22 protein-coding genes are annotated in these 25814 nt (G+C 45.3%); 7 read left to right on the forward strand and 15 right to left on the reverse strand.

Features of this window, described 5'->3' with window-relative positions; genetic code table 11:
• Nucleotides 1-1233, forward strand: coding sequence for a Ger(x)C family spore germination protein (locus BK127_RS26430; protein ID WP_083689599.1), 1233 nt, complete (start codon nucleotides 1-3; stop codon nucleotides 1231-1233).
• A gap of 294 nt (nucleotides 1234-1527) precedes the next feature.
• On the forward strand, nucleotides 1528-2619 hold the full coding sequence (locus BK127_RS26440) for a GerAB/ArcD/ProY family transporter (RefSeq protein ID WP_076234549.1): 1092 nt from the start codon (nucleotides 1528-1530) through the stop codon (nucleotides 2617-2619).
• 22 nt (nucleotides 2620-2641) lie between these two features.
• Here the strand turns inward: BK127_RS26440 and BK127_RS26445 are convergent, their stop codons facing one another.
• The 4 genes from BK127_RS26445 to BK127_RS26460 form a co-directional block, all read right to left on the reverse strand.
• Nucleotides 2642-3913, reverse strand: coding sequence for an MFS transporter (locus BK127_RS26445; RefSeq protein WP_076234550.1), 1272 nt, complete (start codon nucleotides 3911-3913; stop codon nucleotides 2642-2644).
• Nucleotides 3914-4216: 303 nt separating this feature from the next.
• On the reverse strand, nucleotides 4217-5521 hold the full coding sequence (locus tag BK127_RS26450; protein ID WP_372237379.1) for an ABC transporter substrate-binding protein: 1305 nt from the start codon (nucleotides 5519-5521) through the stop codon (nucleotides 4217-4219).
• A gap of 116 nt (nucleotides 5522-5637) precedes the next feature.
• Nucleotides 5638-6474, reverse strand: coding sequence for a carbohydrate ABC transporter permease (locus tag BK127_RS26455; protein ID WP_076234554.1), 837 nt, complete (start codon nucleotides 6472-6474; stop codon nucleotides 5638-5640).
• Entirely contained in the window at nucleotides 6474-7358 is an 885-nt protein-coding gene (locus BK127_RS26460; RefSeq protein WP_076234556.1) for a carbohydrate ABC transporter permease, read from the reverse strand. The genes BK127_RS26455 and BK127_RS26460 overlap by 1 nt, the downstream gene beginning before the upstream one ends.
• 196 nt (nucleotides 7359-7554) lie before the next feature.
• Between BK127_RS26460 and BK127_RS26465 the strand changes: the two genes are divergently transcribed.
• From BK127_RS26465 to BK127_RS26480, 4 genes are read left to right on the forward strand one after another with little or no spacing between them, the layout of a single operon-like run.
• Nucleotides 7555-9345 (forward strand): sensor histidine kinase, encoded by a 1791-nt coding sequence (locus BK127_RS26465; protein WP_076234558.1) that lies wholly within the window; start codon nucleotides 7555-7557, stop codon nucleotides 9343-9345.
• A 14-nt stretch (nucleotides 9346-9359) separates the two neighbouring features.
• Complete coding sequence (locus tag BK127_RS26470; protein ID WP_076234561.1) at nucleotides 9360-10976, forward strand: response regulator; 1617 nt, start codon at nucleotides 9360-9362, stop codon at nucleotides 10974-10976.
• On the forward strand, nucleotides 10973-11440 hold the full coding sequence (locus tag BK127_RS26475) for a hypothetical protein (protein ID WP_076234563.1): 468 nt from the start codon (nucleotides 10973-10975) through the stop codon (nucleotides 11438-11440). The genes BK127_RS26470 and BK127_RS26475 overlap by 4 nt, the downstream gene beginning before the upstream one ends.
• A gap of 24 nt (nucleotides 11441-11464) precedes the next feature.
• The gene (locus tag BK127_RS26480) at nucleotides 11465-12535 is read left to right on the forward strand and encodes a phosphodiester glycosidase family protein (RefSeq protein ID WP_076234566.1); all 1071 of its coding nucleotides are present in this window, start codon (nucleotides 11465-11467) and stop codon (nucleotides 12533-12535) included.
• Between the two features lie 337 nt (nucleotides 12536-12872).
• On the opposite strand, the gene BK127_RS26485 is transcribed toward BK127_RS26480, so the two are convergent.
• On the reverse strand, nucleotides 12873-13127 hold the full coding sequence (locus BK127_RS26485; RefSeq protein ID WP_091167444.1) for an AbrB/MazE/SpoVT family DNA-binding domain-containing protein: 255 nt from the start codon (nucleotides 13125-13127) through the stop codon (nucleotides 12873-12875).
• Nucleotides 13128-13259: 132 nt separating this feature from the next.
• Nucleotides 13260-13724, reverse strand: a complete 465-nt coding sequence (trmL, locus tag BK127_RS26490) for a tRNA (uridine(34)/cytosine(34)/5-carboxymethylaminomethyluridine(34)-2'-O)-methyltransferase TrmL (protein ID WP_076234572.1) — start codon at nucleotides 13722-13724, stop codon at nucleotides 13260-13262.
• Between the two features lie 145 nt (nucleotides 13725-13869).
• On the opposite strand from trmL, the gene BK127_RS26495 reads away from it, so the two are divergent.
• Nucleotides 13870-14583, forward strand: coding sequence for a response regulator transcription factor (locus tag BK127_RS26495; RefSeq protein ID WP_076234575.1), 714 nt, complete (start codon nucleotides 13870-13872; stop codon nucleotides 14581-14583).
• 101 nt (nucleotides 14584-14684) lie between these two features.
• Here BK127_RS26495 and serC read toward each other — a convergent pair whose 3' ends face one another.
• The 9 genes from serC to BK127_RS26540 form a co-directional block, all read right to left on the reverse strand.
• The gene (serC, locus tag BK127_RS26500; protein ID WP_076234577.1) at nucleotides 14685-15773 is read right to left on the reverse strand and encodes a 3-phosphoserine/phosphohydroxythreonine transaminase; all 1089 of its coding nucleotides are present in this window, start codon (nucleotides 15771-15773) and stop codon (nucleotides 14685-14687) included.
• A gap of 213 nt (nucleotides 15774-15986) precedes the next feature.
• Complete coding sequence (locus tag BK127_RS26505) at nucleotides 15987-16910, reverse strand: ABC transporter substrate-binding protein (RefSeq protein WP_076234579.1); 924 nt, start codon at nucleotides 16908-16910, stop codon at nucleotides 15987-15989.
• A gap of 141 nt (nucleotides 16911-17051) precedes the next feature.
• Complete coding sequence (locus BK127_RS26510; protein WP_076234581.1) at nucleotides 17052-18293, reverse strand: DUF1501 domain-containing protein; 1242 nt, start codon at nucleotides 18291-18293, stop codon at nucleotides 17052-17054.
• Between the two features lie 16 nt (nucleotides 18294-18309).
• Nucleotides 18310-19626: a DUF1800 domain-containing protein gene (locus BK127_RS26515; protein ID WP_076234584.1), complete on the reverse strand. Its 1317-nt coding sequence runs from the start codon at nucleotides 19624-19626 to the stop codon at nucleotides 18310-18312.
• Nucleotides 19627-19862: 236 nt separating this feature from the next.
• Nucleotides 19863-21287 carry a type I glutamate--ammonia ligase gene (glnA, locus tag BK127_RS26520; RefSeq protein ID WP_076234587.1) on the reverse strand — a complete coding sequence of 475 codons (1425 nt, stop codon included), beginning with the start codon at nucleotides 21285-21287 and terminating at the stop codon, nucleotides 19863-19865.
• Between the two features lie 250 nt (nucleotides 21288-21537).
• A complete protein-coding gene (gene aroF / locus BK127_RS26525; protein ID WP_076234590.1) occupies nucleotides 21538-22581 on the reverse strand; it encodes a 3-deoxy-7-phosphoheptulonate synthase in 1044 nt (347 codons plus the stop codon).
• Nucleotides 22582-22760: 179 nt separating this feature from the next.
• On the reverse strand, nucleotides 22761-23288 hold the full coding sequence (locus BK127_RS26530) for a DUF2062 domain-containing protein (RefSeq protein WP_076234593.1): 528 nt from the start codon (nucleotides 23286-23288) through the stop codon (nucleotides 22761-22763).
• A gap of 13 nt (nucleotides 23289-23301) precedes the next feature.
• Complete coding sequence (locus BK127_RS26535) at nucleotides 23302-24264, reverse strand: 4-hydroxy-3-methylbut-2-enyl diphosphate reductase (RefSeq protein ID WP_076234596.1); 963 nt, start codon at nucleotides 24262-24264, stop codon at nucleotides 23302-23304.
• Between the two features lie 23 nt (nucleotides 24265-24287).
• Entirely contained in the window at nucleotides 24288-25814 is a 1527-nt protein-coding gene (locus BK127_RS26540) for a sensor histidine kinase (RefSeq protein WP_076234599.1), read from the reverse strand.

Below are 25814 nucleotides of genomic sequence, written 5' to 3' on the forward strand. Positions count from 1 at the left end.
ATGTGCAGCAAACCTGATGCCACTAACCGTAATCGGTTTATCCGAATCGTCATGATACTGCTCCTTTACATTCTGGTTTTGATCGTTACCGCAGGCTGTTGGGACCGAAAAGAAATTAATGATCTCGCTTTTGTTATGGGAGCCGCCATCGATAAAAAAGGCGAAGGGCTGCTGGAGCTGTCCGTTCAGGTATACATACCAAAAGTAAATGGCGGGGGAAGTTCTTCCCTTGGAGGAACCTCTTCATCCAAAGGGCAGGAGCAAACGATGGTCAGATCCGCAGAAGGCGTATCTATTGCTGATGCAATGTCACATCTTCAGGAAAGGCTGCCGCGGGAAGTGTTTTGGGGACATAACGAGGTGTACATTTTTGGACAAGCGCGGGCTCAGCAGGGAATTCGCGAAGATGTCGATTACATGCTGCGGTCACCGGAGCCACGGGAACGGGCCAACGTATTTATTAGCAAGGGTTTGGGCAAGGATACCTTAAAACTGATACCGCCTCTGGAGCGAAATTCGTCAGAGGTACTGCGGGAAATATCCACATTCCATACCGGTCTGCAGGTAACTATCAAAGAATTGGCAGAAATGTTGACCGGAGACGCCAATGCCGCAGCGCTTCCTTATATCGTCATACTGCCTCCCGAACCGGATAAGCCACCTAACCAGACTATTGCTTATATTCAGGGAAGTGCCATTCTCAAGGATGGAAAAATGGTCGGGAAATTAGACAGCCAGGCGGCACGTGGTATCTTATGGCTAAGAGACGAGCTCAAAACCTCCGTCATTACCGTAGCTCCAAGCCATTCCAAAGGCTCCGTGTCTTTGCGTATGATCCGCAGCTACACCCAACTGCTTCCAAGCATTGTGAATGGTGTTTGGCATATGGACGTACATATCGAGACCGAGGAAGATGTACAGCAGAATACGACCGGAATCAGCCTTATGGAGCCGGAATGGGTCAAAACAATTGAGATCAGTGTAGATAAATTGATTGAAAATCGGGCAAAAAGAGCTCTGCAGCCCGCACAGGAGCGATTCCACAGCGATATTTTTGGATTTGCCGATGCCTTTCACAGAAAGCATCCTCAAGCCTGGAAAACAGCGAAGGCGAATTGGAGTGATATATTCTCCAAGATGGAGGTCAGGATCGTTTCCCGTTCTCATATTGTCAGACCCGGAATCTCTAATCCCGATGCAACCTCACCAGAAAAAGGAGTGGATTCCCAATAATATGGACAAATATTATTTATGTAACTGTGGCCATAGCGTTGATTGTAGGAGCTGAGTGGGGGAAACTTCAGCAGCAGACGAAGGATAAGTGGGCATTTCTGTGGATTATAGCTATAGGATGGATATTAGCTATACTTTTGATTGTTAAGACAGGTTTACCTGGACCTACTCAGTTTATTGAGTCCGTCTACAAGCCTCTTGGAGAGCTGTTGAAGCCTCCTCCAAGTTGACCTTTGCCTGATCTGTATGCATCAAGATGGAAACGGTGGGCAGAAGGAGGAGAATTTTAAGCTTATGAATGCAAAGGAACAGATCTCATCCGCCCAGATGGCTATTTTGATGTATCAAACCGTTTTGGGAACGGCTATTCTTTTATTGCCCTCTGCTACAACCGCTTTAGCGGGTCGCGATATGTGGCTCACACCGATAATCGGCAGTGTCTGCGGATTTGTGATGGTATGGGTGGCCTATCGGCTGCATCAATATTATCCCGATCAGAGCGTTTTTGGGTATATGGAGTCGATTCTTGGTAAATACATAAGCAAAATCGTCGGATTCGTGTTTTTATTATTTAATCTGCATATCCTCGGGGCAACCGTTAGGGACTACTCCGAGTTCATCGTCGGTAACTTTTTCAAAAAAACACCCCTTATAGTCGTTGCTGCAAGCATGGTACTGGTATGTGCATTTGCAGTCCGCGCAGGGATCGAGGTCATTGCAAGATGTGTCCAGCTGTTTATACCGATCGTGCTCCTGCTGCTGCTGCTTACGATTTTTTTTATTATCCCAGATATGAAGCTGACGAATTTACTGCCATTTCTGGAGCACGGTCTGGTCCCTCCGATCAAAGGCTCCCTTATCGTACAGGGCTGGTTCTGTCAATTTGTGTTGATTTCGTACTTGTACCCAACACTAAAAGACCCTCACAAAGCCTTAAAGTGGGCCCATATCTCCGTAGCCGCGGCCGCCTTCACAATGGTTATTATGAATCTTGCGATTCTTCTGTTGATGGGAACACTGGCAGGCCGTATTTTATATCCTGTTTTGTTTGCTTCCCGGTATATTATGCTGGCCGACTTCTTCGAGCATGTCGAGGCCATGATCATGATGATATGGGTACTTGGGACCTTTTCCAAGTTGTCACTATTTTATTACACGTTTGCAGTAGGTGCTGCCGACTGGCTGAAGCTCACCAGCTATCGCTCGATTGTACTGCCACTCGGGGTTCTCATTACCGTGATGTCGATTTGGGTATCGAACAACCTGCAGGAGCTCGCTCATTTTATTTCAACCAGTGGCACCTTTTATATTTTAACAGGTTTTGTCGTGTTTCCTATTTTGTTATGGGCAATTGCCAGCGTTCGTCGCCGTGTGAGTCAGCCTTAATCGTTATATTCATGATCAAGCTTTAATCAGCTGCCGAGTCCGCCGCAGTTTGCCGCAGCGGCTCTATCAACCAATAAATTCCGATTTGGACAATTGAGGCACCCAGCAGTACCCAGGGCAAGGTCCAATCACCTGTATAACGGTTCAAAATAATCAGCACAAATATCGCAACAATCCGTCCCACATTCACAAATGTTTCCCTCATCACAACGGACTCCACACGCAGCTGTCCCTTTAATGGAAGTGTGCCCATGATTCGAAAATAATAGGAGGTGATGGTATTCCCCTGCAGCGGTGCACAGATCGAGTACAGGATCATGAACAAAATTACCGTATACAAGTTTAGCTTCCATACTAACAACAAGCTCCCTGCTACACAACCAATCGTCGAAATAATAATAAATCGCCCTGCCCAACCATCTCTGCCGTAACGTGAAATATACATGCCTGTTGCTATACCAAGACTTGCGTACAGCATCCCCAGATAACCGACCAGATCCTCTCGCTCTACAATTTTAAACAGTAAAATGCTTGGCAAAAACATCATCATCCCCTGGAGAATACCAAGAATGCTGAAGCAAAATAGCGATTTGAACCACAGCCTGTTTTTGTTCATCAGCAGACCGACGTATTTCAAATAATAGGCCTTGTGATGCGTTGCCTTTGTTTTGATCCGCAGACTCCCGACTGCGGCCATCAGGAACATCAGGAAAGCGATAGAAAATACAATCGTATATCCTTGCAAACCGTTGTTTTGACGAATGATATACCCAGCCAAAGCAGGACCAATCAGACCCGCCAACGTAAACACAATCATATTCATAGCCAAATATCGGATACGGTTCTGTTCCGTTGACACATCATACATCAAGGTTAAATATCCTGCCCAGTAAAAGGCCCCTGCCATGCCGCCAAAAATAGCAAATAACACATAATAATCAACAACCCGCTCCTGGGCCAGAACGACAACCAGATAAAATAAAGCGATTAGCGCGATTCCGAAGCGATAGGTGACCATACGGTCCTTTTTTTTGATAAGCAGGCCACCCAGCATAAAGGCAAATGGGGCAACCGCATAGTTGATGATGTTATACATACCGTTAATCCACAGACTATGTGTAAGCCTCCACAAATACAAGGTGAGAAACACTCCGGACATCGAAGCTCCGAATTGAAAGCAAAAATGAATGAACAAGGACGTAGTTGCATCCTTGGACAGCCGCTTTTCCGCGGGAATATGCAATCGCCTTGAATCCACCCAATTTTTAACACCTGATCCCAGCCTTGTTATCATGCATGTCCCCCGTCAGCAGGTTTACCTGATTTCTTTATGTATATGTCATCTGCGCTTGTTCATTTGTTATTGTACCAGCGTGCACCTCTCTATGTTAAATGAACAAATCGCCAATAAACCGCCTATAGCCACGTATATAGGGATATACAGGCATTTGTTTTCAACATGCATAGAATACGGACACTTTCTCCCTCTTTCCTCCCAGATGCTAACCCCCTTGCAAAAAAATAAACCCCAGCGCAAGCGCTGAGGCCATTCAATACTAGTTTACTTACACAATCTGCTGAATATTACGATATTGCATTACTTGCCCAGGCTATCCCAAGTTTTTTGGAATTCGTCGAACATTTGATCCTTCGTTTTTTGCTTGGCTACATAAGCCTGCATGGTGGCAGCGAATTTCTTGCTGGATGCTTCTCCGCCTGGGAATTTGAACCAGTTCCAGCTTAATGTTTTGTTTTCTTTGCTGTACTTCATAATATCTGCAGCTAGAGGTCCAAGAATCTTCTCATCGGCAGTAATGTTCGTGAAGGCAGGGATGAACTTGAATTCATCAGTGATATACTTTTTACCGATATCGGAGGAAACCATCCAGTTAAGGAACTTCTTGGCCTCTTCCTTGTTCGGCGAATTTTTATTGATAGCCCAGTTATTCGGCACACCTACTGGCAGCTTGTCATTGGCTGCAGCATCTTCGCTGATCGGCATTGGCATAAGTCCGACGTTGATATTCGGATTCGTTTGTGTAATTTGCAGCTGTGTCCAGTTACCTTGCTGCGTCATAGCCGCTTTACCTGTTGCGAATTCAGTTACTTGAGTTTTGTAGTCGGTTTGCAGCGGGTTTTTGTTGCCGTATTTTAATTGCAGATCAAACAGCTTAACCCAGTTATCAAAAGCAGCATTGCCGGTAATTTTGGCTGTTTTTTTGTTCAAGCCATCGATAAATGCGTTTGGATCGGATTGATAAGCAAACGGAAGGTTAACAAAATGGTTACCCAGTACCCACCACTCGCCATAGCCATTCACGAAAGGCGTGATGCCTTTATCCTGCAGCTTTTGAGCCGCGGCTTCAAGCTGAGATAACGTCTTCGGTGTTTCCGTGATACCAGCCTGTTTAAACAAGTCTTTATTGTAAATAAATCCATAGCCCTCAAGGTTTAACGGTTGACCGTACAGCTTGCCGTTTTTCGTCATGGGCTCCTTAGCCACAGTAACCAGATCCTTTACCCAAGGCTGATCGGACAAATCTTCCAGATGCTCAATATACTTGTCCAGATCGGAGAAACCACCATTGTTGAAAATATCCGGCTTGTCGCCTGAGTTGAACTTGGCCAGCAGCGCCGCACCATAATCCGTGCCACCGCCTACAGTGTCGATTTGAATCTTCACGCCTGGATTAGCCTTCTCGTACTCAGCAACAAGCTTACCCAATGGTTCAGCAATTTCCACTTTGAATTGGAACATTTTAAGCGTAATATTTTTCGCCCCGCCTGCAGCCCCTGTGTTGGTACCACCTGTCGCGCCTGGTGCAGGTTCGCTTTTCGCACACCCAGCTAGTACAGATCCGAATAACAAAGCGGTTAAGCTGATTGCAGTCATTTTTTTCATTCTTTTCATCTTAATTAGCCTCCCTAGAATTTAATTTATTTAACGGGTGACAAATGATACAGCGCCACCCAGGTATGACCCCCAAAAGCAAGTTCATTCACACATCACACACAAGCTTAGCCCTTCACAGAGCCCGCCGTAATCCCCTCAATAATGTGCTTTTGCATCGCCAGAAAAAAGATTACGATCGGCAGCACACCCAGCACCAATGCAGCCAAAGCCAAATCCCATTGCTTCGTATATTGGCCGAAGAAGGAGAACGTTGCAAGCGGAATCGTTCTAAGATCCGGACTGCTTAACACCAGCATCGGCAGCAGGAAATCGTTCCATATCCATAAGCTGTTCAGCAGTACAACGGTTACAGTCATCGGCTTTAACAGTGGGAACACAATTTTCCAGAATACACCATACGGTGAACAGCCATCCACTCTTGCCGATTCTTCCACTTCAATTGGGATTGATTTAATGAACCCATGGTACAGGAACACATTCAATGAAACTCCAAATCCGAAATAGCAGATCACCAGACCCGGAATACTGTCCATAATACCAATTTGGCTGCCTACACGAACCAGCGGGATCATGATCGATTGAAAGGGAATAACCATTGCCGCTACAAAAGCGAGGAAAATCAGGTTATTAAACTTGCTCGGAGAGCGCACCAATCGATATGCTGCCATGGAACTGATAATAACCAACCCGATATTACTGAAAACCGTAACCAACAAAGAATTCAAGAACACCTGCGGAAACTTCATAATACTCCATACCTTGGTGTAATTCATAAAATTAAGCGACGTTGGCAAATTAGCCGAGTTGATCAGTATCTCACCAAAGGATTTCATCGAATTCACAATAACAAAGTAAAAAGGAACCAGAAACAGCACAGCCAGCAGAATACCGAGAATCTCAAGGCCGAATATCCGAAGATTGTAGGTGTTTTTCGCTTCCATTACACTTCAACCTCCCTTTTCTTCGTTACCCACACCTGAATGACCGTAATCACGGCAACCACTACAAAGAAAATCAGTGATTTGGCTGTCCCCAGACCATATCTGTTATTCGAAAACGCCTCATTGTATATATTGAGCGCGACCGATTCCGTCGAGTTGAATGGGCCACCCTTCGTGAGGGAAACGTTAAGATCGTACATTTTGAATGCCCAGGAGATCGCCAGGAACAGACAGACGGTAACCGATGGCATAATCAATGGGACTGTAATGGAACGCAATACTTGCCAGCGAGTCGCACCATCGAGATAAGCAGCTTCTAATATATCCTTGGGTACATTTGCTAATCCCGCGATATAGATGATCATCAAATACCCGGCAGTCTGCCATACGCTGACGATAATGAGACCCCAGAACGCTGTTGGCGCATCGCCGAGCCATGGAAGCTGGAAAAACCCGATATTCGTAATCTCGCCGATCGTTGCAAAGCCTTTTACGAAGATGAACTGCCAGATAAAGCCTAACAGCAGACCCCCAATAACATTGGGCATAAAAAACACGGTACGCAATACGTTACGGGTCTTGAGCGCCTGTGTCAGTAGTAAAGCCAGTGCAAATCCAACGACATTGGTTAAAATAACCATAACGACACTAAAGCGGGTTGTGAACCAGAATGACTTGTGAAAATCTTGATCCCCCACTATAATTTGCTTAAAATTATCGAATCCTACCCATTTTATTGTTGTTGAGACCCCATTCCATTCAGTAAAAGAGTAGTAAATACTCATCAGGAACGGTATGACAACGATGATTATGAAGAAAAATACGGCCGGACCAACAAAGACCAATTGAGGGAGCCAACCCGTGCCTTTTTGTTTTGCTTTCATGGCATCCTTCTCCTTTCGATGCGAGTTATGTTCTCAGTATAGAAAGATTTGACACACTAGAACACTGACAATGGTGACGCAACAGGTGGAATTTATTGATACCCCTTGATACAATGGTTGTGCACTTGTCGAGTTACACCTAAGCAGATGCTTACGAGGCCGGTTTTGCTAAAGCGAAACCCTAAGGAGGACGCGTATGATCCGCAGCAGTATCCGCAATAAGCTTATTGTTTTTCTGCTAGTCGCCACTATCGTACCCATTTCGACCTCCATTATTATCACCTATTTCTTTACCAAACAAACGGTTTCTAATGAATCCGTTATAAGTAATTCAAATCTGATTCACCAAGCCAACAAAAACATGATGAATTATTTGAATGTCATCGAGCAAAGCTCATTATCCATCTACAATAACAGTACTTTATATAGCATTATCGAAAATGGCGATACCGATTACCTGAGCAGAAGCGAAATCACCCGAGGTGTTCTTGGCATTGCCAACTCCGTCAAGGAAATCAGACAAGTATATTTATATATGGCCAAAAGCGAACGTTCCCTCTTGATCTCAGAACGAAATCCGGTTCCCAGTGAAGGCCCGCCTCCCAAATACACGCAAGCAAACAATGCGGAGGTTTTTATGGAACCCACCCATGTCAGTCATGATTATGGAACCGGCAGATTGTTTTACGCGCCACCTTCCACAGTCATCACGCTACATCGTTCCATACGCAACGCCATTACCCAAAAGGAGCTCGGTACTCTTTCCATTGATTTTGATCTGGAAGTCATTAGCTCCATCTGTGAAGAGCTGTATTCACAGGAGCAGGAGGAGCTCTACATCCTCGATGAAAAGGGAACCATTATTTATTCCGCGGATACAGCCTCCTTGGGGCATGTCCTGAATGAGCAGTGGGTTCAACATCTGATTTCGCAGAATGCAAACAGCGGCAGCTTTGAATTCAAAAGCAAGCAGTTTTCCGGTGTCCACATTTATGAGCGTATGACCGCACCTTATATGAACTGGACCTTGGTTAAACGCATTCCATATGAAAGTCTCTACAAAAATGCCAGAGAGCTTACGATTATCAATGCGATGATATTCAGCCTGTTTCTGATTGTCGTCATTTCGGCAACACTCTATATATCCTTCCGGTTTACGGCTCCTATCCGCAATTTGCTAGGGTATATCAGTAAAATCCAGACGGGCAATATGGACGTTGACATTCAAGCGACCAGCAATGATGAGATTGGTATTCTCGCTCGGCGCTTCCGCTTGATGATGCAGACGATCAACAATCTGATCATGAGCGAATACAAGCTTGATATTGCCAATAAAACCAACCAGCTCAAAGCGTTGCAGGCACAAATCAATCCTCACTTTCTATATAATGCACTGCAATCGATCGGAACACTCGCGCTTCAGCACGGGGCCCCAAAAATTTATCAGCTGCTGTCTGCGCTAGCCAAAATGATGCGTTACAGCATGAACACGAATGAGAGCATTGTGACGATGCAGCAGGAGCTGAACCATGTAAAAGCTTATTTGCAGCTGCAGCTTCAGCGCTTTGAGAATGAGCTTACAGTAAGGTATGATATAGAGGAATCGACTCAGTCCTTGCAAATCCCCAAAATGCTGCTGCAGCCACTTGTCGAAAACTATTTTAAACACGGTTTTGATCATCGAAATCCGCACAGCCAGCTCATTGTTTCCAGTACGTGGACAGGGGATGGCAAACATGTCAAGCTTGTCATTGAAGATAACGGAAGAGGAATGCCACAAGAACAGTTCGATGCCTTGCTGGAGCAGCTGAAGCAGAACCTGGATCCCTTTGATAATGAGCAAGCCAGTCACATTGGGCTTTATAATGTCAAGAGCAGGCTGCTGCTCTACTTTAACGGTGAAGCGGATATGCGTTTGGATCAGCCTGAGCAGGGCGGTTTTCGAATTACATTGTTATTCCCTGTACCGAAGCAAGTTTTACCATGAAAAGAGGATGGATTATGAAAGCCATCATCATTGATGATGAAAAACATGTACGACAAGCCATTAAGCTGCTGGTCCCTTGGGAAGAGCTTGGCATTGATCACATATATGAAGCACACGATGGACAGGAAGCAACGGAACTAATCACTTTGCACAAACCACAAATTATTTTTACCGATATGATGATGCCCTTGATGGACGGTCTTAAGCTGCTGGAATGGCTCCAAACCCATCATCCATCAGGAAAAACGATTGTAATCAGCGGGTTCGATGATTTTCAGCTGGTACGTCATACGGTTCAGTATGGGGGTATGGATTATATTTTAAAGCCGATCGACGCCGATCAGCTGGAGGCAGCGGTTCGTAAAGCCGCTCAATGCTGGCAGCTTGAAGAAGCTGAACGCCTGCGACAGCAGCAGCGCAATATCGAGATGAACCAGATTCGACCGGTATATTGGGATAAAGTGTTGTCCAACTTCATTATGGAGCCGCACGGCTTTGAAGCTGCCGCTGAAGCACTTTCCCAGGAATTTGGTCTCGATCGCGACATGAAGGAATGCAGACTGGCTATTATTAGTCTTGAAACCATGAGCGGCAGTCTGAAGCGTAAATTTCAGTCCAATCTGGACCTATTATTTTTTTCGCTTACGAACATTTGTAATGAATTTCTGCAGCAGAAGCCGCCACAAGGCATTGCCTATCGTTACTGGAACAGTGAGGATGAAATCATTGTACTGTTATATGGAGCCCATGCAGGTGAAGAGCTGCTTAACGATATCGCGAATGGGATCTGGACAGCTATTAAAGGAAATCTGGATATTGGAATGAGTCCGGTACATCCCTTTCCAGCGGGCCTGCCATTTGCTTACAAGCAAGCGAAGGCCGCTCTGCGTCACCGTAATCTGCTGCGCAAGGATAATCAACTGCATGTATATCAGGAGCAGACCGCCGTTCAGCACCCTGCCCTTGTATTTACCGATTATGCAGAGCCTATTCGTTTATCCGTACGCAGTGGAAGTGCCGTCGAGATCGGTAAAGCAGTTCAAGGCTGGATACAGGCTCTTGGCAAGCTGAGTACTATCAGCATAGAGGAGCTTGAGCATTGGCGCCATGAATATACCGTTCTGCGCAGCCGCTGGCTGATCGAATGGTTCGGTGATCGGCAGCCGGAATTCATGATCGATGCTTCCCGCTCCGATTTTGTCCTTCCGCTAGATGATGAAGGCAAGCTTTCCCTGTCCTTGTGGCAGGAGCAATTAGCCGATAGCCTGATCCAGTTGTCCAATCAGATGCTCGAGCACCAACAGCAGGATAACAATGCCATTTTTGAGATTGCAAAGTATATCCAAAACCATTATCATCAGGATATTACGCTTATCGAGATTGCCCAGCATTTTTACTTAAGCCGTGAATATATTTCCCGTAAATTCAAGCAGCAATTTCAAATCAATGTGTCGGATTACATTACCCAACTGCGGGTGGACAAGGCGAAGCTGCTGCTGCTGAATCCTCATTTGAAAATTGCCCAGATCGCAGGTATGGTTGGTTATGATGATGAGAAATATTTCAGTAAAGTGTTTAAGAAATGGATCGGTCTTTCGCCGAATGAATATAGGAAGGTGAGTCAACTATGAATACGCCCCTTGACCCTGCGGTAACCCAGCAGCCCTTGGTGCGGACAAGCAAACCAAGCACAATAGCAGAGAAACAAGTTAAGAGCAAAAGTAAAGTCAGAGGAAGAACGTATCTTTTTCTATTTATGGCATGGTCGCTACTCATTACTGGTGGACTGTATGGTGCCAAGCTGTATACCGACTACATACGCCAGCAGATCACCACACAAATCGCCCAGCAGACCGAGCAGCAGCTGCTTGTAGTTCAACAGGATTATCAGAAGCAGCTTGGCCAGCTCAAAGAAAGCGTCAGTGGTGATCTAAATAAAATGCAGACGAAAATCGATTCGTTGAATGAATTGCTGGCCTTTACCAAAGACAGCGCTAATAGTAAAACCGACAATAGTAACCAATTGTACACACAGCTTGCGGAAGTGAAGAAAAAGCTGGATGAATTGAAGAAGAACCTCGATACCTTGCAATAGGCGCACAGAAGGAAGTGTTCCCTTTTGAACCCGATTCAGCTGATTAACCGCACCTTTATTTTGGCCGCTGCTCCATTTATAGGCATTTTTTGTTTTCTGATGGTCAGCCACCTATCTGTTGAGCTTCCTGATTTGCAAAGTTACGTAAAAACAGAATTTTCTATTCAAAATGAGCTGCTAAAGTCCGAGCAGAAGCTGGAGCTCGCCAAGACGGCAGCGGTTCAAACCCGGACCACTATTGAACGTTTTTATCAGCTTTATGCGCAAAGCACCGCTGATGTGGCCGCCATGGCACAATCCGCAGATACCGTATCCAACCGTCCGGCGGCCATATTCGACAGTCGAATCAGCACCAAGCTGGGTGCCCAGCCTGCCAAGCAGACTATCAGCGCCAATCTGGATATGAAGCTGTTTTATTTGAATGAACCGAATTATAAGGCCTATGCCCTCAAGGTCGATGTTAAATCAGATAAAGCTTTGAAAATGGTACTCGGCAAGGACAAGGTGGGCAGCAGTGAAACGACTCTGGAAGCAGCACGGCGTTACGGCGCTGTAGCCGGTATTAATGCCGGCGGCTTCGCGGATGATCGTTCAGGCAAAAGATACCCGCTCAGCACGACCATGCTAAACGGCAAATACGTATATGGCTTTGAACCGACCTTTGAGGACCTGGCCTTCATCGGTATGAACACCGATCGTAAGCTCATTGGCGGCAGATTCTCTAGGCAGGAAGATTTGGACAAGCTCAAGCCGTCTTTCGGGGCTACCTTCGTACCTGTCCTACTGCAAAATGGTAAAAAACAAGCCATTCCTGCGCAATGGCAAAATTCGCCGGCAAGAGCGCCGCGCACCGTCATCGGCAATTTCAAAAACGATCAATTGCTTTTCCTCGTCACAGACGGATACGACGAGCGTGGCGGTTCCGGCGCCACACTGGCGGAGCTTCAGGACAAGCTGTTGCAGCTGGGAGTCAAGGATGCTTATAATCTGGACGGCGGCGGATCTTCCAGCCTGATCTATGAGGGACAAGTCATTAATCGGCCCTCAGATGGAAAGCTGCGTCCTTTGCCGACACATTTCTTGTTTTTTAAATAATTGTTCACTTTTATCCGTTTTCTTTTGCCCAGTACATGGTTATACTAGACAATAGGGGGTGCAGCCGATGTCAGCAACATTTTGGATCATTAATCTGGTATTCTTAATCTTTATCGTAGCTATGTGCACGTCAAGTTATAATGATGACAAGACTAAAGGCCTTTAAGCGCCGATAATCCCGCATCTATGATAATTAATAGTTAAATGAAAAAGCATCACGTTCCCTCATGGGGAATACGTGATGCTTTCTTTGTTTATAGGATAACTGGCTTGTTATAACTGATTTATAAGTCCGCATGAAAATTAGTATCCCTATGGGGGCGAAGTATGCCGAAGCCTACTCCTTATCTCTCATTTCAACGATCTCGCCCATACATTCCGCACAAACCTGGCGCCCTTTAAATTCGGTCACCTGCTCCATCGAACTGCAAAATACGCAGCGTGGTCGAAATCTTTCCAGAATAATATGATCGCCGCTTACTAATATTTCAACAGGATCGCCCTCGTTCATTTGATATCGCTTGCGCAGCGATTTCGGAAGCACGATTCTACCTAATTGATCTACTTTTCTCACAACACCTGCTGGCTTCACTATAAATTCACCTCACCTTCACCAAAAATGGAACCTATAGACAAGCCCTGAACCACTCCACAAAATGTCGAATCTTGTCTTTTATTATTATTCGCTATGTTTGCTCAAAATCCTGCTAAAAACCTAGATTTGTTAGTCAAGACCCTCAAATCCCGTTTGTCTTAGCGCTTCAAATAAAACAATCGCAGCCGAATTCGACAAATTCAGCGAACGCACATCCTTAGTCATTGGCAGCTTGATCAAGTGCTCGGGGTGCTCAGCCAGTATCTCGGGTGGCAGCCCTTTGGTTTCCTTGCCGAAGACAAAAAAATCGCCATCCTGAAATGTAAACTCAGTGTAAAGCTGCTGCGCTTTAGTAGTTGCAAAAAAGAAACGCCCGCTCTTGTATTTATCCTTAACTTCCTGAAATGAATCATGATATTCAATATGAACGGCATGCCAATAATCCAGACCAGCTCGTTTTAAGGTTTTATCATCCGTATTAAAGCCCAATGGGCGCACCAAATGTAGCCAAGCTCCAGTAGCCGCGCAGGTTCTCGATATATTGCCCGTATTTGCAGGAATTTCCGGTTCAACCAAAACAATATGAAATGCCATAGTAAGCAGCCACCTCGATTATATAAGCCATCACCTTGTCGGATTCGGGCAGATTTTACATACATTTTACTTATTCTTAATATGAGGATGATAGTCCCCTGCGATAATAGGGTTATCATGTGTTTATACAAAGGAGATTCGATGGATGAAGAAGAAAATTCTTGTCGTTGACGACGAACCTTCCATTTCAATGTTGATAGAGTTCAATCTTAAGCTTGTTGGATATGAAGTACACTGTGTATATGATGGCGAAGCCGTATTTACGGCAATCCAGCATTTTCGCCCTGATCTGATTGTACTTGATCTTATGCTTCCCAAAATGGATGGCATTCAGGTATGCCGTAAGCTGCGCAGTCAAAACAATCTCGTGCCGATTATCATGCTGACCGCCATGCAGGATTTGTCTGATAAAATCGCCGGTCTGGATAACGGTGCCGACGATTATATGACGAAGCCTTTTTCACCGCAGGAGCTGATTTCACGGATACAAGCCATTATTCGTCGCATACAAACCTTGCCTTCTACCAATGACAACGCTCCGGTCACGATTGGACAGATCTCGATTCAACCCGATCAACGCGAGGTGCATATCAAAGGCGAGCTCATTGAACTGACTCCCAAGGAATTTGATCTCCTGTTGTTCCTTTGCAAGCACCGCGGCAAGGTACTCAGCCGACAACAGCTGCTGCACGGCGTTTGGGACTATCATTTCCTTGGTGATACCCGTATCGTCGATGTCCATATCAGTCATTTGCGTGATAAAATCGAAAGCAATGCCCGTAACCCTGAATATATTGTTACCATCCGTAACGTTGGCTATAAGCTGACAGAACCGGCTATGAAAGAATCCTTCGCCTAAGCCCCAACTATCAAGCCGAGTGCTGCAGATCTTTGCCGCATACGGCTTTTTTTCATATAAAAACAGCCCTGCCATAGACAACAGGGCTGCCCTTGTAAATGTTAACCGTTATTTTTTTGGAAATCGATCATAAAGTCAGCCAGCGCTTTACAAGCTTCGTAAGGAACGGCATTATAAGCGGAAGCACGGATGCCTCCAACGCTGCGGTGTCCTGCAAGACCAACAAAATTGTGCTGCTGGGATTCTTTGACGAATTTCTTTTCCAATTCTTCACTTGGCAACCGGAATGTCACATTCATAATCGAACGGCTATCCGGATCGATATTGCCGGTGTAATAACCGCCGCTGGCATCGATCACATCATAAATCAGATTGCTTTTGGCAACATTTTGCTTCTCAAGCTGTACAACTCCACCTTGTGCTTTCACCCATTTCAGAACCAGATTCACCATATAAATAGAATGAACCGGAGGGGTGTTATACAAGGAGCCATTGCTCGCGTGTGTTGTATAGCGCAGGATTGAAGGAATATGCTTAGGCTCTTCCTGCAGCAGATCATCGCGAATGACGGCAACGGTAACTCCGGACGGCCCGAGATTCTTCTGTGCACCAGCATAAATCATCGCAAATTTCTTGCTATCAATAGGACGGCTCAGTATCCCGCTTGTCATATCACCGATCAAAGGAATATCGCCAGTCTCAGGGATGTACGAGAATTGCGAACCTTCAATCGTGTTATTCGTCGTCATATGTAAATAGGCGGAATTCGGATCGAGCTGGATATCGGAAGCCTTTGGCAAGCTTCTCCATTTGCCTGCTTTGTTGGAAGCCGCTATTGCCGCTTCACCGACAACCTGTCCTTCTTGATAAGCTTTTTCGGAAAAGCTGCCTGTGATGATGTAGCTGCCCACCTTGCCAGGCTTCAGGAAGTTCAACGGAATCGTTGCGAATTGCGTACTCGCGCCGCCACCGAGGAATAAAGCCTGATAGCCGGATTCCAAACCCAATAACTCCAATAAGAGCTGCTGCGTTTCTGCGTTAATCGCCTCATACTCCTTACTGCGATGGGAAATCTCCATCAATGACATACCAATACCGTTGTACTCTACAAATTCCTCCTGCGCTTGCTGCAATACTTCTAACGGGAGCGCCGCTGGACCCGCATTAAAATTATAAGCTCGATTCGTCATAGTTTCACACCTTCAACTTGTATTTGGGATCAGTATCTTTTAATGATATCGCTATGATAGCAAAGTTTATCCCTGTACAGCAAGTAGCTATGTACAATCTTCACACCCTTGATACATTTTGTCGTTAAATACGTTAATTCTGAACTCAAAAAAAGAACCGGGAGTGATTCCCCGCTTCATGAATAGATCATCAACAATTTACTTTGAGTCTGCTTATTTCGCAAAAAGTTTCTCTAAAGAGTCAAGTGCCAATTTATTGCCAAGGGCTGAATAATCAAGCCATGGTTGTTCCGTGATCATATAAACTTTATTCGCTTTCACGGCTTTCAACCCTTGCCAAATCGGGTTGTTTTTCAGTTGTTCAAATATTTTATCACTACCATCTTCAAAACCAACAAGGACAAAGATTGCATCTGCATCATAATCCGGAAACACTTCTTGAGAAATCACTTCAAAGTTTTTGGTGATTTTCTCGACACCCTTTGCTGGCTTCAAGCCCAGATCATTAAACAGGATAGGTCCCAAAGGACGTCCCATTCCGTATACTCGCAAGTTTTTCGCAGAAATCCGAACAGCCATGACAGTACCGTCACCAATTTTGTTATGTATAAGTATTTTTACACGCTCCGTCTGTGCTTGATAATCTTTAATAAAATCTTCCGCTTTTTGTTCGCGATTAACAAGCTTGCCGATCACCTTCAAATGGTCTCTCCATGTCCCTTCATCGAGGTTAATGACATGTGTTTTGGCAATTTTCTCGAATTTGGCCAGGCCTTGCTTGCCGGCAAATTCTGCATCAATAAAAATAGCATCTGGTTTTAAGGCTAATAAAGCTTCCATATCCGGATCTTTAGTAAATCCGAGAAACTTTGTGTCCTTAAATCGCTCAGGCACAGTAGGCAAATAATCACTTGTAGCTGAGCCCGCCGGAGAAATACCCAGTGCAAGCAGGTCACTTGTCAGAAATATAGAAATCGAAGCTAATCTTGGATCATTGTTTGCCGTATTCATTGCTGGTTTCGCTGGTGTTGGTGAAGCGGACGGTATTGTCGTTGCTGCGCTTGGGGTCGCTTGCCCACAAGCTGATAATACGAGCAAGGAAACCATACCCACAGTCATAATCAATTTGGTTTTCATAATCTCTCCTTAAACCTCTCTCTATTGATAATGAGAATCATAATCATTTATGTTTTTAAATATAGCATTATATACTATAAACCGCAAGAAAAGACCTTTCCTAATTAAGAAAGGCCTATGCAAAAACGCCGACACAACGATTTATATGAAATTGATCTTCTCGTATGTTTTCCCTAATACTGACTTGGCATCGCCTTGCAGCCAGCTGTCTACAACCGTGTAGTAGACGGAACGAAAATCAACCTCATATTTCAGGTCACCGCCTTTATCCAGATTGGTCAGACTCGGTTGTATCCCGTATAGACCGCCCTTTACTTTACCCCCGATGATGAACATAGGAGCCGCGGTTCCATGATCCGTACCTCCGCTGCTGTTCTCCTTGACCCTGCGTCCGAATTCAGAGAATGCCATCGTGATAACTCGATCCTGCAGACCTTGTGCCTCCAAATCCTTATAGAACGCACTCAGTCCCTCATCCAGCTGCTTAAGCACACGGGCTTGCTGTTCTTTCTCATTCGCATGGTCGTCAAAGCCGCCGATTTCCAAATAAAATACGCGGGTACCCGATTTTCCGGCCAGCATCTTGGAAGCCAGCTGTAAGTCCCTGGAAATATTCGTTTTGGGGTATTCGACTTTATTTTGATACGTGTTCGATAAATTGTGCAGCGCCTCCACACTTTGAAACGCATCCTTTCCCTGCTCACAGGTAACCTTTACCTGAGTCCCTTGACGAAACGGGTCATACATATCGAGAAAGGCCGCTGCCAAGCGATTTTGGTCCGGCTTCGGTGTTTTGGGATCAAATATATTAAAGCTCTCAATGGATTGAATAACAGGCACATTGACCGTATCTGAGATAAAGGCTTTGTTGGCGTTGTTGCCGATTTTCAGCACCTTTAGAGGATTGACTGATTGGGAAAGGGAGGACTCGACATATCGCGCCAGCCAGCCGGAACGGATCATTTTCTCCGGTTCAGCCGTTTGCCATATTTCCATGGAACGAAAATGGGAGTGATCCGGGTTTGGATAACCTACGCCCTGGACGACTGCCACCTTGCCGCTTTTATACAGCTCATTGAGCTGAAGGAGACTCGGATGGAAGCCAACTTCATTGTTGATGGCCAGCACTTCATTCTGGGTAATTTTCAATGTTGGACGAGCGTCAAAATATCCGCCCATTCCATAAGGAATCAATGTATTAATCCCGTCATTACCTCCGGACAGCTGGATGACGACAAGAACAGGAGACTCTACGTTCGCATCATCGATAGAAGTGCTTGGCAGAGCAGAGCCATCTTCAGCAAAAATCATCGGCCCCCGTAAACCCAATGAAGCCAGAAGCGCAGTCCCTTTGATCAAAAAATCTCTTCTCGTTAGCTTCAAGCGATTTCACTCCCTCTTATTTCATTTGGGCTTCAGGACTGATCATAATAAGCTGCAGCAGCCCCTTCATTCCGTTGTTCTTTTGCTTGGCATATACAAAGGTATCGTTCGCATATTTGGCCAGCGTCTTCGCGGAGAGCTCTCCCATATTCCACACACCCGCATTTTGCGCATACTGGCGTACATAATCCTCCGGCTTGGACAATGGGTCCAACGCATATTCCTTACTCGTCAGCAGATTGTTGTTCAAACGCTTCGCTATCGATTCGGCAAATTGGAAGCGAGAGAGCAGATTGGTCGTCATGAGCCAGGTCGTCCCCCCTCTCCACCCCGCTACATCAGGAGGAAGAAACAGCTCCATCCCCATCTTGCGCGCCGATTGTGTAAAGCCCTTCGATAATGGAATATTAAAAGCCTTCAAAATTCCGGCAACATATTCGATCGGTGTCTTGATCAGGGCACCCTGTATATCCGGATTATAAAAGGCGTCTGACATAAACAGCTTCGTCAGTACCTCTCCGATGGTCCGATCCTTGGACACATCACCCGCAACCAGATCTACCCATTCCTGTGATGGCTCATCCGTTGCAAACCACTTCAACAGCTTTTTGGCTATAAATTGCGGCAATGCCTCCTGCTTGAAAAAAACATCGACTACAGTGGTCTCGTTAAAAGCACCGGTTTCTCCTAGAACCGTTTTGTTGGCGGCATCGTATTGACCCTTGTTAAATTTAATTTGACCTTCCTTACGGTCATAGGACCAGCCTGTCAGCGAACGTGCGGTTTCTTTAATATCCTGCTCCGTGTAATTGCCAATGCCGAGCGTAAATAGCTCCATAACTTCTCGCGCATAGTTTTCATTCGGTTTACCTTTGCGGTTGCTGTTCACATCGAGATAGATCATCATCGCAGGATCTTTGCCGATCTGAAGGACAAGCTCATGAAAATTACCCAATGCATAATTACGGAACAGCTCATTTTGCCTTAACATAAGTGGAATATCGTTAACCTTGGAAAAGGAGGTGGAAAAATGCCCATGCCAGAAGAGCGTCATCTTCTCGATCAACGGCGCCTCTGTATTCAAGATTCGGTACAGCCAATAGGTTTGCTGATCACCAATGGAGTCCGCCTTCATTTCTTTGCCATCAGCCGTTAATTCAGTGATGGATTGTAGTGAAACCGTCTTGCCTGTCAACGATTCCCCGGCTACAAGCCGTCTTACGGTTTCTGCCTGCCCCAGAGACAAGCAAGCTTCTATATCCGTTTTACTCGTATAAAATCCAGTGCGGTTTAATAGATGGACCACTTCTTTTTCTGTCCAGGCTGCTCCCATACTCCGTACCACCATCCCGCTGATGTTTGTTAGTCTTCATTATACTGGTGATTTATTACAAAAAAGTGACGAGTCCGGCTATTGATATATAATATCGGTAAAGAATTCCTTCGGTTTTAGCAAATTCGCTGAAATAGGGCTAATAGCATATGTATCAGGGCTATTTAGGAAGAAAAGCTAACACAAAAAACCCCGGAGAAACTCCGGGGTTTTCAACATCATATAATTGCGAAATCTTACAGATCAAAGTATAAGGAATATTCATGCGGATGAATGCGAATGGATACTGCTTTTGCTTCTTCACGTTTCAAGCCGATGTAGTTGTCGATAAAGTCTTTTGTGAATACGCCGCCTTCTACAAGGAACTCATAGTCAGCTTCAAGAGCATTCAGAGCTTCATCCAACGTACCTGGTACGCTGCGAATCTCGCCTTTTTCAGCATCTGTCAGATCGTAGATGTTCTTGTCCAGTGGACCATAGCCCAGAGCACGAGGATCGATTTTCTTCTTGATTCCATCCAGACCAGCCATCAGCATTGCGGAGAATGCCAGGTACGGGTTAGCCGTGGAGTCAGGTGTACGGAATTCGATACGACAGCCCTTAGGTGTAACAGCAGCAATCGGAATACGAACTGCAGCCGAACGGTTACCTTTGGAGAATACCAGATTAACCGGTGCTTCGTATCCAGGAACCAGACGTTTAAACGAGTTGGTTGAAGGATTGGTCAAAGCGATCAAAGCTGGTGCATGGTACAGGATACCACCGATATAGTTCAAAGCCATTTCACTTAAGTTACCATAGCCGCCTTTTTCGTAGAAAAGGGGATTGCCACCATCAAAAATGGATTGGTGAACGTGCATACCGCTGCCGTTATCGCCGAACAATGGTTTTGGCATGAAAGTTGCTACTTTACCATATTGTCTAGCTGTATTTTGCACGATATATTTATATTTCATCAAGTTATCAGCTGTTTTAGTTAAAGTGTCAAAACGGAAGTTGATTTCGCCTTGTCCGGCAGTTGCAACTTCATGATGATGACGCTCGATACGAAGTCCCGCTTCCATTAACAAACGACACATTTCGCTACGAATATCTTGTTGGGAATCCGTTGGACCTACAGGAACATAGCCGCCTTTGTGACCCACTTTAAAGCCAAGATTGCCACCTTCGTCTTTACGGTTGGAATTCCAGTGTGCTTCTTCGGAATCTACAAAGTAAGAAGATTCATTTTGTCCGCTTTTGAAACGAACTTCATCAAAAATGAAAAATTCGGATTCAGGAGCGAAGTAAGCCGTTGTGCCAACGCCTGCAGTTTTCAGGTATTCCTCTGCTCTTACAGCAATTCCACGAGGATCGCGATCATAAGATGTGCCATCAGGATTAACGATGTTACAGATTACAATCAAAGTAGGATGTGCGGTAAAAGGGTCCACGTACACGGAATCTGTTTCAGGAAGCATAACCATGTCGGACTCTTCAATACCTTTGAAGCCCGGGATGGAAGAACCGTCGAATGCTACCCCATTTACAAACGTTTCCTCTTCTACTTCAGAAGCTGGTAAGGAAATGTGATGCGCTCTACCGGAAAGATCCACAAAACGAAAATCCACCCACTCGATGCCTTTTTCTGCGATGATGTTCAATACATTTTGAGCTGACATTGACTATTGACCTCCTAAAATCCGAACATTTCACATCGTTTGTTCGAACATTGTTCAAGTTTTTTATTAATTCATTTTCATATTATAAAACTTTCCCTCGCTAATCGTCAATACTTATGTCAGGTATTTTTGTTTAGGTGTAAGGTATGCTTACACCCGACCTGTCTTCTGTTCACATTTTCGACAAAAACAAACTTGGTCCCCCAAGAATCGGGAGACCAAGTCGAATGTTGTCACAGTGACTATGAACTTAAGCTTGAAAAGGTTCTTTAACGGTATCGAACCGTCTACCACATAAAGGTGCCAGCTTCTCCAAATCAACCATTAGCTTGGCAAACTGTTCAGGGAAGAGGGACTGCACCCCATCACCCGTCATCGAGTTGTCCGGATCGGTATGCATTTCAACGATTAATCCATTAGCCCCGGCAGCTACAGATGCTTTGCACATTGGCTCCACCAGTTCACGGCGTCCAGTTCCATGGCTTGGGTCGGAAATAACCGGTAAATGGCTAAGCGTTTGAAGAGCAGGAATCGCAGCCAGGTCAAGCGTATTCCGTGTGTAGGTTTCAAAGGTCCGAATGCCCCGCTCACACAGCATGACGTTCGGATTGCCGCCAGCCAGTATGTATTCAGCTGCATTCAGGAACTCATCATAGGTAGAGCTGAATCCGCGCTTGAGCAGTACAGGGGTCTTGATCGTCCCCAGCTTTCGAAGCAAATCAAAATTTTGCATATTCCGGGTACCTACCTGTAGAATATCGGCATGTTCAGCACATACATCTACATATTCGGGAGTCATAACTTCCGTAATCGTCAGTAGTCCGTGTTTCCTGCCGGCTTCAGCCATCATCACCAGACCTTCAACACCTACGCCCTGAAAGCTGTACGGACCGGTTCTTGGTTTGAATGCTCCGCCACGCAGCACTTGAGCTCCTGCCGCTTTGACCAAACGGGCAATTTCATCAATTTGCTCTGCATTTTCGACCGCACAGGGGCCGCCCATTATAACCAGCTGCTCACCACCGATTTCCACGTCCTTGATCTTGATAATGGTATCTGCCGGATGAAAGTCGCGGCTGGCCAGTTTGTAAGACTTCGAGATTTTTACTACCTGCTCAACACCTGACATTTGTTGAATTTGTTCGCTCAGCTTGGGATGAGCTTTGCCGATAATTCCAATCACTGTGCGATCTACACCTTTGGACACATGAGCCTGAACATCATTTTTCTCAATTTGTGCGACAATTTCATGAATACGCTCTTCCGAGGTTTTGTTGGATATAATTACGATCATGACTAATCACTCCTATTATATATTATAAACCTGAATAATTTAATTAATGAAGTCCAAGCACTAACACGCTTCAACGCTTATACGCTTCAAAGCTTTTAATCACTAAAGCAATTGTACAACGAGAGGGGCTTCTCGTCAATAGAAACATCTATCGAAATAAAGAAGCCCTTGAAGTCAACTTAGTTACTATCATTAACAAGGTTTGCTCTTTTCGCTTCACGTCTTTGCTTACGCTTGGCCGTATAGAGCATCAGCAGCCATTTGATCGGGAAATAGAACAGAATACCGAGTATAATCCCATCGACAACCCCGCCAACCAGCAGCTTCAAATTTGATTTCACAAAGAAATCCATCCAATCCGGTAAAAAAGCCCACAACTGCTTTCGAGTCCCGTGAGGCAATAACCAGTTACCTACCTTTAAATGGAAGTAGGTCATAGGTAGATAGATGATTTTGCCAAAAACAAACCCGATTAGAGCAGCCGCCATACTCGCACGGAATATATAGATCAAAGGAAAAATCAGAAAGAAAGCAAGACCTGCAGTGGGAAGTGTAAACATTTCAACCGCCAACCCAATTGAATATCCCATGGCAACAAGGCCAGGGCCTCCTTCAGCACGTGTCAGCATCAAGTATTTGTACTTAAACCATCGCTTCACATTCCGCAATTGAAAAGGCTTCTTGGTAGTAGCTAATTTTCGCTGCATATGCCTTCATCCCTTACGTACTCGATTTGGCAACCACTCGTTCTTTGGTGTACGGTATTAATTTGCTCATATTCACAGTACGCTTGATCTCCCACGTAGCTGCATCCTGTGGATCGTAATTTTCCAGAAAGGTCAATACTTCCTTGGTGATCGGTGTCGGTGTAGAGGCTCCCGAGGTCAAACCAACACGACGAACCGATTTCAGCCATTCCGTCTGAATCTCGGAAACATCGGAGATCCGATAAGCTTTGACACCTGCGATCTCTTCGGATACCTGTGCCAGTCGATTCGAATTGTTACTGCGCGGATCTCCCACCACAATAACCAGATCGGCATCCATCGCCTGTTCGGATACTGCCTCTTGACGCACTTGGGTAGCCAGACAAATCTCATTATGAATTTCAGCGGTCGGGAACTTTTCCAATAATCGATTCATAATGTGTTTAATATCCCATTGGCTCATTGTCGTTTGATTCGTAATCGTGATCCGATCCGTAGGCAGCTCCAAATGCTCGATCTCCTCGATCCGTTCAATCAGATGCACATATTCAGGAGCAACGCCCAAAGCCCCCTCAGGCTCTGGATGATCCTTCTTGCCGATATAAATTATATGATAGCCTTCAGCAGTTTTTTCTTTTATCAAATCATGGGTCTTGGTTACGTCTGGACAAGTCGCGTCGACTACTGTCAATCCTTTGTCTCGGGCCCGTTTACGAACCTCTGGTGAAACACCATGAGCCGTAAAAATGACTGTACCCTTTTCAATGGTTTCCAGAATCTCCAGCCTGTTCGGCCCATCAAGTGTAATGACACCTTCATTATCAAAAAATTCGGTGACATGTGCATTATGCACAATCATCCCCAATATATACACCGGTCTTGGTAAATTCAAATTTTTGGCTGTCTGCATAGCAAGCCCCATTGCGTCTACAACTCCATAGCAATATCCGCGGGGCGTAATTTTAATAACGTCCATATTGGCACCCACCTTCCCCTATATTATACTTGATTATCCGTTGGGATGGAAATGCCCAAATCAGATGAATCCGAAGGGACTGTAATAGGAAGCCAAATGATAAAGATACTACCCTCACCCTGTGTTGTCTTGACCTCAATAGAGCCTTGGTGCTCATCAATAATCCATTTGGCAATCGATAAGCCCAGTCCGGTTCCAGCCGTTTTGCCGCGTGACAGATCAGCTCGGTAGAACCTCTCAAAAATCAAAGGTACTTCCTCTTTATCCATACCTAATCCGCTATCTTCAATCCGAATCCCGATTTGGTTATCCGTGCGCAGGGAATCGAGCTTAACAAAACCAACTTCCGTGTATTTGAAGGCATTTTCGATAAAAATAAACAGCAGCTGCTGCAAGTAATCCCGGCTTCCATAAACCTGAACACCATTCAGCGCACTTAAATCACCTGATGACCATTCCACCGTCCTCGGAAGCAGCTGCGCCTTGCGGACAACATCCTCGACAATCGGTAAAATATCCTGTTCGATTTTGGCGATTTGAAAGCCTGCATCTGCACGGGCTAGCGACAGCAAGTCGTTAACAAGCCGAGACATTCGCGCCGCCTCACTTGCAATATCATGCATAGCTTCCAAAGACATCTCGATCTGTTCCGAATCCTGCTGCATACCGCTATCTGCCATTCGCTTCCACATTTTTTCCAATAAATCAACATTGCCGCGAATCGTCGTTAATGGAGTTCGAAGCTCATGCGAAGCATCGGATACAAATCGGCGTTGTGTATGGTTCACTTCCTCCAACTCCGAATACGTATGCTGCAACCGACCCAGCATGCCATTAATCGTAGCCGTTAACCGTCCAATTTCATCGTTGGGACCGTAATAATTGATTCGATTGTGCAGATCTGTACCTTTTTCAATCGAATTGGTCGCAGCTATAACCTGCTCAATAGGCCTCAGAGCTTTTCGTGCCAGGTACCATCCCAGTGAGGCAGCCAGCATCACCGTTACGAGTGCCGTTATGAGCAGTATATTCCGAAGCAAGGTAAATAGCTTCTCATCTGCCGTCAAAAATACTGCAGCTTGAAAAACACCTGCCAGCTGTGGCTGACCATTCAGTACAAGCGGAACCGCTCTGTTGTAGATGAACACATTCAGATTTTCGATTCGTGTGTGCTCAATAAAATAGCCTTCATTCACTAACCGCTGTTTCTTGGCGCTCGTCAATTCAGGCAAGGACAGATTAAGCTGGCTCAAATTTTCAGACCGGCTTATATTCCCATTTTCAAAGTTGGCAACCTGGTAATATTTCCCTGTATTATTAATAATGTCTCGCCCCTGTAAAACAAAATCAGGGGTAATTCCACCACGCAGGGTCATCGTCATCCGGGGTTCTATGCGAGAGAATACCTTCTCGGCTTGCTCCTGAAGATCATCTTCCACCGTTTGAAAATAGTAATGGTAGACCAAGCCATATAAGCCTAAACCAAATATAAGTAACACAACAGACAAAATGCCTGAGTACCATAATGTCAGTCGCAGACGAATTGACAC

This window comes from Paenibacillus sp. FSL H7-0331, from assembly GCF_001956045.1.

Excerpts from the sequence above, each read along its gene's own strand:
- BK127_RS26515 (WP_076234584.1), bottom strand. The coding sequence starts at position 19,626 with ATGGGAGCAGCCTGGACAGAAAAAGAAGTGGTCCATCTATTAAACCGC.
- BK127_RS26470 (WP_076234561.1), top strand. The coding sequence starts at position 9,360 with ATGAAAGCCATCATCATTGATGATGAAAAACATGTACGACAAGCCATT.
- BK127_RS26505 (WP_076234579.1), bottom strand. The coding sequence starts at position 16,910 with ATGAAAACCAAATTGATTATGACTGTGGGTATGGTTTCCTTGCTCGTA.
- glnA (WP_076234587.1), bottom strand. The coding sequence starts at position 21,287 with ATGTCAGCTCAAAATGTATTGAACATCATCGCAGAAAAAGGCATCGAG.
- BK127_RS26530 (WP_076234593.1), bottom strand. The coding sequence starts at position 23,288 with ATGCAGCGAAAATTAGCTACTACCAAGAAGCCTTTTCAATTGCGGAAT.
- BK127_RS26445 (WP_076234550.1), bottom strand. The coding sequence starts at position 3,913 with ATGATAACAAGGCTGGGATCAGGTGTTAAAAATTGGGTGGATTCAAGG.
- BK127_RS26430 (WP_083689599.1), top strand. The coding sequence starts at position 1 with ATGTGCAGCAAACCTGATGCCACTAACCGTAATCGGTTTATCCGAATC.
- trmL (WP_076234572.1), bottom strand. The coding sequence starts at position 13,724 with ATGGCATTTCATATTGTTTTGGTTGAACCGGAAATTCCTGCAAATACG.
- BK127_RS26475 (WP_076234563.1), top strand. The coding sequence starts at position 10,973 with ATGAATACGCCCCTTGACCCTGCGGTAACCCAGCAGCCCTTGGTGCGG.
- aroF (WP_076234590.1), bottom strand. The coding sequence starts at position 22,581 with ATGATCGTAATTATATCCAACAAAACCTCGGAAGAGCGTATTCATGAA.
- BK127_RS26450 (WP_372237379.1), bottom strand. The coding sequence starts at position 5,521 with ATGAAAAAAATGACTGCAATCAGCTTAACCGCTTTGTTATTCGGATCT.
- BK127_RS26535 (WP_076234596.1), bottom strand. The coding sequence starts at position 24,264 with ATGGACGTTATTAAAATTACGCCCCGCGGATATTGCTATGGAGTTGTA.
- BK127_RS26495 (WP_076234575.1), top strand. The coding sequence starts at position 13,870 with ATGAAGAAGAAAATTCTTGTCGTTGACGACGAACCTTCCATTTCAATG.
- BK127_RS26455 (WP_076234554.1), bottom strand. The coding sequence starts at position 6,474 with ATGGAAGCGAAAAACACCTACAATCTTCGGATATTCGGCCTTGAGATT.
- serC (WP_076234577.1), bottom strand. The coding sequence starts at position 15,773 with ATGACGAATCGAGCTTATAATTTTAATGCGGGTCCAGCGGCGCTCCCG.
- BK127_RS26440 (WP_076234549.1), top strand. The coding sequence starts at position 1,528 with ATGAATGCAAAGGAACAGATCTCATCCGCCCAGATGGCTATTTTGATG.
- BK127_RS26460 (WP_076234556.1), bottom strand. The coding sequence starts at position 7,358 with ATGAAAGCAAAACAAAAAGGCACGGGTTGGCTCCCTCAATTGGTCTTT.
- BK127_RS26465 (WP_076234558.1), top strand. The coding sequence starts at position 7,555 with ATGATCCGCAGCAGTATCCGCAATAAGCTTATTGTTTTTCTGCTAGTC.